Consider the following 8,854-nt stretch of genomic DNA (forward strand, 5'->3'; position numbering starts at 1 on the left):
GCCGGAATATTCAGGCTGCGGCAGAGCGCGATGACCAGATGCGTGAAGTCGCGGCACACGCCAGTTCGGTTGTTCACTAAGTCGAGGGCGGTGGTCGTAGAGTTCGTCACGCCGTACTGGTAGTTTACATTTTGATGTACCCAGCTGCGAATAGCCTCCACCTGCTGATAACCCGGCGCGGCATTGCCAACGATTTCAGAAGCCAAGTTATAAATCTGCGGTAGATCCGACTGGCAGTAGCGGCTGGGCAGGATGTAGAGCATGATGTCGTCGGGTAGTTCTTCGATATTGACGAAGCCCGGTTGCGGATTGGGCAGTGGCGGCGTTTCGACCACGTCGGCCTCCACCTCGGCGGTTATCGTTACTTGTCCTAGCGGCAGCGTGGCCCGCTGGCAGGAATTGCCGTAACTATCGATGAACTCGGTGAAATGTACGGAAGGATTTATGTCGAAGTTTTCTTTGTAAATCGCCTGTCCGCCCTGGCGCCGGGGGCGCAGCATCATGGACACTGGCGTCGGGTTGTTGATTTGGTACGTAAAAACGCACTTTCCTCGCATTTTCATAAATAGAAAGTTGTAATTTTATGGGGAAAATTATAAAGCAGCTAATTGATTGTCAGCTTATTTATGGATTGATTACGTTTTACACAAAAAACTATTCCTGTAAATTCCGATTGAATGAGCTTTTTACGAAAAGTGGGCAAAAGTACCAAGAAAAGGCGGGAATCCGGTAGTAGGAGCAAGGCGATCAAGTACTTTTAGGGACATGAGAAAGATTATCCTGCAATCCCTGATTTTCGCGGTGACCCTGGCCGCCAGTCCAAACGTCTTCGCCCAGGAAGCCAACTACGACGAGAGTAAAGTACCTGCTTACACCCTGCCGGAGGTACTTGTGACCCAAAGCGGCCAGAAAGTAAGTACCGTCAAAGACTGGGAAACCAAACGCCGCCCCGAAATCCTGGCTTTATTCTCTGAACACGTGTACGGCAAAACGCCGACGAAAAAACTGCCCATCCGCTTCGAGGTCACCGATCTGGACGAAAACGCACTGGGCGGTAAAGCCACGCGCAAGCAGATACGGGGGTACTTTACGGCGGATAAGTCGAAATACATGGATATCTTGCTGTATCTGCCGAACGCGGAGAATAATCCGAGCGCGGCCCGTCCCGTCCCGGTATTTGTAGGTCTGAACTTCGCCGGCAACCAAACTACCCATGCCGATCCGGCCATCCGCCTTACTCAAAGCTGGGTGAGGAACCGCGAGGACGCTGGCATCACCGGGAATAAAGGCAGCGACGAAAGCCGGGGAAAACTAGCCAAACGCTGGCCCGTAGAACAGATTTTGGCGCGTGGCTACGGCGTGGCTACTGTCTTTTGCGGCGACATCCAGCCTGATCGTCCCGACAACTACGGCGAGGGCGTTCTTCCTTTATTTTACGAAAAAGGTCAAACCAAACCCGCCGATGATGAATGGCAGACGATTGGTGCCTGGGCCTGGGGCCTGAGCCGGGCGATGGACTACCTGGAAACGGATAAAGATGTGAACAGCAAACAAGTGGCGGTCGTCGGTCATTCGCGGCTGGGCAAGGCGTCGCTTTGGGCCGGGGCGCAGGATGAGCGGTTCGCACTAGTCATTTCCAATGATTCGGGCGAGGGCGGCGCGGCGATCACCCGTAGAGAATACGGCGAGCAGATTGAGCGCATCAACACCGCTCTTCCGTATTGGTTTTCTGGTAATTATAAAAAGTACAATGGCCGCGAAGCCGACCTACCCGTGGACTACCACGAATTGATAGCCCTCATTGCCCCGCGCCCGGTGTACGTTGCCAGCGCCTCCGAAGATCAGTGGGCCGACCCTAAGGGTGAGTACTTAGGCGCCTACCACGCCGGGCCCGCCTACGCGCTGTATGGCAAACCAACCCTGTCATCGGATACTCCGCCGGGCCTCGAAGTACCTATTGGGCAAAAGACCTGGACGGGCTACCACGTGCGGAACGGCAAGCACGATATTCTGCTGTACGATTGGACGCAGTTCATGAATTTTGCGGACTTTCATTTTAGGCAGAAGTAGTGAGATCGCTTACATCGCCATCATCCCTCCGTCCAGCGGCAGGGCCAGGCCCGTAACGAAGGAATTAGCGGGGTCGCAGAGCCAGAGGATGCCCTGGGCAATGTCTTCCGGCTCGCCGTAGCGGCCTAGCGGGATGTTTTTCAGAAGTTTTTGCTCGTAGCCGGGAGCCAGAGCGAAGAGCTTGTCCACCATGCCGGAGTGCGTGAAGGCGGGGCAAATGGCGTTGATGCGGATGTTCTGCCGGGCGTATTCCATCGCGGCCGCTTTGGTGAGGCCCACCACGGCATGCTTGGTGGCGGTATAGACCGAGTTGTTGGGCATGGCCCGCAGCCCCGCCACGGAGGCCACATTCACGATGCGCCCGCCGCTTTCCTGCGTGAGCATCTGCCGGATTTGCTGCTGCATCCCGAAAAACACACCGCCCAGATTCACGTCCAGCACCTGGCGGTACTCCGCCTCGGGTACTTCGGCGAGCTTGGCGATGTTGCCGCCGATGCCCGCGTTGTTGATGGCGATGTCCAGCCGCCCGTACTTTTCGAGGGTACTTTGCACGAGGTCGGCGATTTGCTTCGGATCGGTCACATCGCAGCGGATGAAGGTACTTTGGCCACCTTCGCTTTCGATGAGCGAGGTACTTTCCTGGCCGCTTTCTTCATTCAGGTCAGACACCACGACTGCCGCCCCTTCGCGGGCAAAAGCCAGAGCCGCGCCCCGGCCAATGCCGGAACCTGCTCCCGTGATGAGGACGACTTGGTCGATGAATCTTTGCATAGTAAGGGTAGTTTGCTTTCAGCTTTCTGTCAAGTAAACTACCTTCTCCCGCTTTTCTACCATCCTGCCGATAGGTTCGGCTTCGATGTTGAAAGTCCGCAGGATCGTTTCTACCTCCGCCTGGCCTTCGGGCGTCACGGCGATTAGCAGACCGCCGCTAGTTTGCGGATCGGCCAGAATGTAGCGTTGGGTTTCGGTGAGGTCGGCGACTTTATGGCCGTAGCTCTGCCAGTTGCGAACCGTGCCGCCGGGGAAGGATTTTTGGGCCAGATAATCCTCGATGAAAGGTAGTTTGGGTACTTTGGCGAAGTCGATAACTGCGCTCAGGCCGCTGCCCCCGGCCATCTCGATGAGGTGACCCAGCAAGCCGAAGCCCGTTACGTCGGTAAGTGCCTGTACGGATTCCAATGCGCCCAGCGCTACACCTACTTTGTTGAGTTGGCGCATTTGGTCGGCGGCGAGGTGGGCGTGTTCGTCGCGCAGTAAGCCTTTTTTCTGGGCTGTGGTTAGGATACCTACCCCAATTTTTTTGGTCAAGTATAGCAGGTTACCTTCGGTGGCGGTGTCGTTGCGCTTCAAGTGCTGCACCGCGACGCGACCCGTGACGGCTAAGCCGAATATTGGCTCGGGGCTGTCGATGCTGTGGCCACCCGCCAGCGGAATGCCCGCCTCGGCGCAAATGGCGCGGCTACCTTCGATGACGCGCCCGGCAATTTCGGGAGCCAATTTGTCGATGGGCCAACCCAGGATGGCAATGGCCATCAGCGGTTGTCCGCCCATGGCGTACACATCCGAAATAGCGTTGGCCGAGGCGATGCGCCCGAAATCGTAAGGGTCGTCCACGATGGGCATGAAGAAATCGGTGGTGCTGATGATGGCGTCGCCGTTGCCGAGATCCAGCACAGCAGCATCGTCGCGGGAATTATTACCCACCAGCAAAGCACTGGTGTCAAAAGATGGCAAGCCGGGAAAGGCTGCTGAAGAATCGTTGCCGTGCAGGATTCTATCCAGGATTTGGGGCGAAATCTTGCAACCGCAGCCCGCGCCGTGGCTGTATTGGGTCAATAATACCGTTTCTGGTAGTGTATTCATAAATATAGTTGGGAGGAAGTCATTGAGTTTACACGGGTGTGAAACCCTACGAGTTTTTGAGCGACTGAATTTGGAGGAAATGGCTCATGGTAACGATGCTCGTTTGCTGGTAGCTGCCCATAACCAGCAAGTCCTTATCACCGGTGATTAGGTAGTCTGCTTTGCATTTTCCACAAATAGCTAACAGATAATCGTCCTTCTCATCTCTCACTAATTGTAAGACCGTACCAATTGACACCTGTTTCAACCGTAACAGAATCAATGACTTGAACCGCCGAACCTGAAGCGGCTTTATGATCTTGGCGAACTTCACCCGGTAGATAACTTCTTCAAACTCTTCGAGTAACTCGGCTGAATAGAAAACGTCGATAAATGGATTCTGTAAAATCTCGTAATATATCGTTCGGCGGGGTTTTCGGCTAATACAGGCTGAGATGTACCAATTGGCATCGAGAACTACCTTAGTCTTCCTTCCTCTTAGCATTCCGGTAAGCATTTATTTCTGCCTGAATCTCCTCAGATGACATTTCCACATCCGGCATTTCTGCATCTAGCTCTTCGAAAAGTTCATCGGAGATATTCAATTGGATTCTTTTTGCTACTGCTAGTTTGTCTTTCACAGGCAGGGCTTCGAAAGCCTTCAATATTTCTGTTTGAGTAGTCATACCATGCCTGGGTAAAGGATTTTAAACAAAGTTATCGATAAAAAGGAGAAGCTCATTTCGGTGCGCACAATTTTCCCGGCACGTAGTGTAATGCAACTCTGAAAACCTTTAGTCGCTTAAAAAGTTCATCACAAAGAACTTAGAATCTCCTTAGAAAGATTAACAATTTCTTAACATGAGGAAATATTGCAGTATTAAGATTCGCTTCTGCATTTTTCCCACAAATCAAGGGGTTATGAAACTCAGTATAGTATTTTAGTAGGACAAAGGGCGTTGTTTGGCAAGAAAATTTAGCCTTATTTTGCGGCCAAATTCATCAACCCCATACACAAGTGAAGCAACAAACATCTCTAACCAAATCCCAATTCCCTATGAACAGGAAAGGTTTACTTTTCAAATCGGTCGGGCTGACGCTGCTGGCGTTCGTGCTGACTTTTATGAGCGCGCAGGCGCAGGTGACGTCCTCGGCCATCACGGGCCGCGTCGCCGACGATAAGAACGAAGGCCTCCCTGGGGCCACTGTGGTGGCCACGCACCTACCCTCGGGTTCGCAGTACGGCACGGTAACGAATGAGTCAGGTCGCTACACCATTCCCTCGGTACGGGTGGGCGGACCATATAAAGTGACGGTTTCTTACGTGGGATACAACGAGCAAGTGCAAAATGACATTTTTGCCAACCTCGGTACGTCAGCCAACGTGAGCTTCAGAATGCAGGACGAGGGAACCCAGTTGCAGGAAGTGCAGGTCGTTTCCCGGCGCAGCGATGTATTCAGCTCGGAACGCACGGGGGCAGCCACGACGGTTACCTCGGAACAGCTCAAAGCCCTGCCAACAATCAGCCGGAGTCTGAACGACTTCACCCGCCTGACGCCGCAGTCCAACGGCAATAGCTTCGGTGGCCGCGATGGTCGTTACAACAACATCACGATCGACGGCGCCAACTTCAACAACAACTTCGGTTTGAGTTCGAGCAACCTGCCCGGCGGCAGCGCGCAGCCCCTTTCGCTGGATGCCATCGAGGAAGTTCAGGTGAACATCGCTCCTTACGATGTGCGTCAGGCCAACTTTACCGGTGCGGGCATCAACGTCGTCACCAAGAGTGGCACCAATCAGGTGAAGGGAACGGCTTACACGTATTTCCGTAACGAAAAATATAACGGTACCAAAGTGGGAGACGTAGAGTTACCCGCCGCTGACAAGACCAACAACCAAATCATCGGAGGTACCATCGGTGCGCCTCTGATCAAGAACAAGCTCTTTATTTTTGTTAATGGCGAGTATGAAAAGAACGTTCGTCCCGGTTTTAACTTTGTGGCTTCGCGCCCTGGTGCGACAGGTTCCAATGTCTCACGAACAACTGCTGCTGACCTGGAAGCGGTTTCCAACTTTGCTCGTTCTGAGTACGGTTACGAAACTGGCCCCTACGAAGGCTATGCCAGTAATTTCACTCAGCAAAATTTCAAGATTCTGGCCCGCCTCGACTGGAATATCAGCAACAATCACAAGTTCAATGTCCGCTATTCGGATGTCAAGAACACGGACGACAATATAATTAACGGTCGTTCGGCGCCCAACCCCCGCGCTTCGTCGAACCGCGTGAGCCAGAACGCTCTGACCTATGAGAACTCAAACTACGGTTTTCAAAACAGTGTCCGTTCTATCGCGGCTGAATTGAACTCGACGTTCAATGGCCGATTCTCCAACCAGTTCCTGGCGACTTATACATTTATCGAAGATACCCGTACTTCCAAGAGCTCGGATTTCCCCTTCGTCGATATCTGGAAAGACAAGGATAACTACATCAGCCTGGGATACGAGTTGTTCAGTTATAATAACAATGTGAAGAACACAGTCTTTAACGTGATCGACAACTTCACCTACTATGCGGGCAAGCATACCATTCTCGGCGGTGTTTCCTACGAGCAAATGTACTTCGCCAATAGCTTCCTGCGGTATGGCACCAGCTATTACCGTTTCAATTCGGTGGAGGACTTCCTGGCTAAGAAACTGCCAACGGCTTACGCTTATACATACAGCTTGCAGCCCGGTGTTTCTGCTCCTGCTTCCGACCTCACTTTCGGCCAGGCTTCGGCTTACCTGCAGGACGAGTTCAGCGTTAGCCCAAAGTTGAAGCTGACCGCAGGTGTTCGCGTCGATATGCCCGTTTATCCGGTAGCGCCTATCGAGAACCCAGCGGTAACGAAACTTTCGTTCAAAAACGGAGAAAAGATTACGACGGGACAGTGGCCCACCTCCAAGCCTGCCATCTCTCCCCGCGTCGGCTTTAACTTTTCGGAAACGGAGAAAGGCTTTCAAATACGTGGTGGAACGGGTGTGTTCAACGGTCGTATTCCCTTTGTATGGTTCACTAACCAGCCCACCAACAGCGGTGTGATCCAAAATACTTTTGAAGAAACGAGAACGGCAGAATTGGTTAAATATCCTTTCAGCCCCAATCCTACTGCTCACCTGGATAAGCTCCCCCAGAACGCGGGCCAGTCGGCCCCCAGCAGCTTGGCCTCGGTCGATCCTGATTTCAGGATGCCCCAAATCTGGCGTACTAACCTGGCGATCGACAAGAAATTGCCTGGTGACGCTTCTTTAACTCTGGAAGCCATTTACTCAAAGGAGTTAGTAACGGTGTATCAGCGCAACATTAACTACAACGATCCTGTCAGTACTTTAAAAGGAGCCGATAATCGTCCGCTGTATACGAGTGCAACGCGTCGGGTAGTTCCCTCTATCTCGGAAGCAATGGTACTTGATAACACTTCCGGCGGCGGCGGACTTTCGCTGACGGCTGAGGCCAAGAAGCGGTTTAACAGAGGGCTCTTCACCAGCCTGGCTTACACTTTCAACAACGTAAAAGACCTGACGGGCAACCCTGGTTCACAAGCTGCCTCGGCTTGGTCGAACAACGTAGCTGTTGGAAGCCTGAACGACCTGCCCTTGGCCTACTCGGATTACGCCGTTCCCCACCGCGTGGTTGGTGCCATTTCGTATCGTCTGGACTACCTCGATCACTTGGCGACTACCTTCTCGCTATTCTATGAAGGACAAAGCCAAGGCCGTTATTCCTACGTCTATAACGGCGATGTCAACAGTGACGGTTTGAACTCCGACCTGCTGTATATTCCCAGCGGACCGAGTGAGATCCTGTTTGAAGATGTAATAAATACCGATAAAACGATAAAATACACTGCCCAGCAGCAGTCGGATGCATTCTTCAAGTATGTGGAGCAGGATCCTTACTTGAGTAAGAACAAGGGTAAGTACGCTGAGCGCAACGGCGCGCTGGCTCCCTGGTTCAATCGCATTGACTTCCGGGTTCTGCAGGATTTCTACCTCAATGTCGGTGGCAAACGCAATACACTTCAATTCGGTCTCGACGTCCTCAATCTTCCCAACCTGCTGAAGTCGAGTTGGGGCATTCGTCAGCGTACTGCTGTCAACAATGCCGCCATCCTACAGTATCGCTCACTCAAAGATGGTCAGCCTGTCTTCCGTCTTTCCGAAGCAGGTGGTGCGTTGCCAACCAATACTTTCGAAAATATTCCTTCCGCTTCCACTACCTGGGGAGCGCAAGCCAGCATCCGCTACATTTTCAACTAAGATTTAGTTTAGTCAAGAATGCAAAAATCCCGCGCCATCTGGTGCGGGATTTATTTATGCAGTAAAAAAACGCGATCAGTAACCCGGCGTGTCGTCGGTAGGTACCGCTCCCGCCGAGAAGTCGTTGTTGAACCGTTTCTTCGCTTCTTCGAGCATCGCAACGGTAGCCGAGGCACCTACGCGCGTCGCGCCCCACTCACGCACTTTCAGCAATTCGTCCAAAGTCCGGACGCCGCCCGCGGCCTTCACCTGCACTTCAGGTGCACTATGTTGGCGCATTAGTTTGAGGTCGTGTTCGGTGGCACCGAGGTAGCCGTAGCGGCCATCGTCGCCTTTGTTGAAGCCGTAGCCCGTGGAGGTCTTCACAAAATCAGCCCCGACCTCGCTGCAAATCTCGCAAAGGCGGATTTTGGAAGCGTCGTCGGGTAGGTAGTCGTTCTCAAAAATGACTTTCACAATGGCTCCCTCGGCGTGGCTGGCTTCGGTCACGGCCTGGATTTCATCGCGGACGTAGTCCCAGTCCCCGCCCAGCACTTTCCCGATATTGACGACCATATCGATCTCGACGGCCCCGTCGCGGCAAGCCTGAATCGTTTCGGCGACTTTGATGCCCGTGGCGCTGTTCCCGTGCGGAAAACCGAT

8 protein-coding genes are annotated in these 8,854 nt (G+C 53.0%); 2 read left to right on the forward strand and 6 right to left on the reverse strand.

Annotation, left to right across the window (positions count from 1 at the left end; translation table 11 throughout):
• Positions 1 to 563: transglutaminase domain-containing protein (locus ACEW8P_RS16125; protein WP_373514109.1), on the reverse strand; the 563-nt coding region annotated here is incomplete at its 3' end.
• Between the two features lie 202 nt (positions 564 to 765).
• Between ACEW8P_RS16125 and ACEW8P_RS16130 the strand changes: the two genes are divergently transcribed.
• Positions 766 to 2,070, forward strand: a complete 1,305-nt coding sequence (locus ACEW8P_RS16130) for an acetylxylan esterase (protein WP_373514110.1) — start codon at positions 766 to 768, stop codon at positions 2,068 to 2,070.
• Positions 2,071 to 2,079: 9 nt separating this feature from the next.
• Here the strand turns inward: ACEW8P_RS16130 and ACEW8P_RS16135 are convergent, their stop codons facing one another.
• Genes ACEW8P_RS16135 through ACEW8P_RS16150 form a run of 4 tightly spaced genes read right to left on the reverse strand, consistent with a single transcriptional unit; the run spans position 2,080 to position 4,577 of the window.
• A complete protein-coding gene (locus ACEW8P_RS16135; protein WP_373514111.1) occupies positions 2,080 to 2,841 on the reverse strand; it encodes an SDR family NAD(P)-dependent oxidoreductase in 762 nt (253 codons plus the stop codon).
• Between the two features lie 18 nt (positions 2,842 to 2,859).
• Positions 2,860 to 3,933: a selenide, water dikinase SelD gene (gene selD / locus ACEW8P_RS16140; protein WP_373514112.1), complete on the reverse strand. Its 1,074-nt coding sequence runs from the start codon at positions 3,931 to 3,933 to the stop codon at positions 2,860 to 2,862.
• Between the two features lie 46 nt (positions 3,934 to 3,979).
• The gene (locus tag ACEW8P_RS16145) at positions 3,980 to 4,417 is read right to left on the reverse strand and encodes a putative toxin-antitoxin system toxin component, PIN family (protein ID WP_373514113.1); all 438 of its coding nucleotides are present in this window, start codon (positions 4,415 to 4,417) and stop codon (positions 3,980 to 3,982) included.
• Complete coding sequence (locus ACEW8P_RS16150) at positions 4,395 to 4,577, reverse strand: hypothetical protein (protein ID WP_373514114.1); 183 nt, start codon at positions 4,575 to 4,577, stop codon at positions 4,395 to 4,397. Before ACEW8P_RS16150 ends, ACEW8P_RS16145 begins: the two co-directional genes overlap by 23 nt.
• A 392-nt stretch (positions 4,578 to 4,969) precedes the next feature.
• Between ACEW8P_RS16150 and ACEW8P_RS16155 the strand changes: the two genes are divergently transcribed.
• Positions 4,970 to 8,212: a carboxypeptidase regulatory-like domain-containing protein gene (locus tag ACEW8P_RS16155; RefSeq protein WP_373514115.1), complete on the forward strand. Its 3,243-nt coding sequence runs from the start codon at positions 4,970 to 4,972 to the stop codon at positions 8,210 to 8,212.
• A gap of 75 nt (positions 8,213 to 8,287) precedes the next feature.
• Here the strand turns inward: ACEW8P_RS16155 and deoC are convergent.
• Positions 8,288 to 8,854: deoxyribose-phosphate aldolase (gene deoC, locus ACEW8P_RS16160; protein WP_373514116.1), on the reverse strand; the 567-nt coding region annotated here is incomplete at its 5' end.

Source organism: Persicitalea sp. (assembly GCF_041751555.1).
Classification (GTDB): Bacteria; Bacteroidota; Bacteroidia; order Cytophagales; family Spirosomataceae; genus Persicitalea.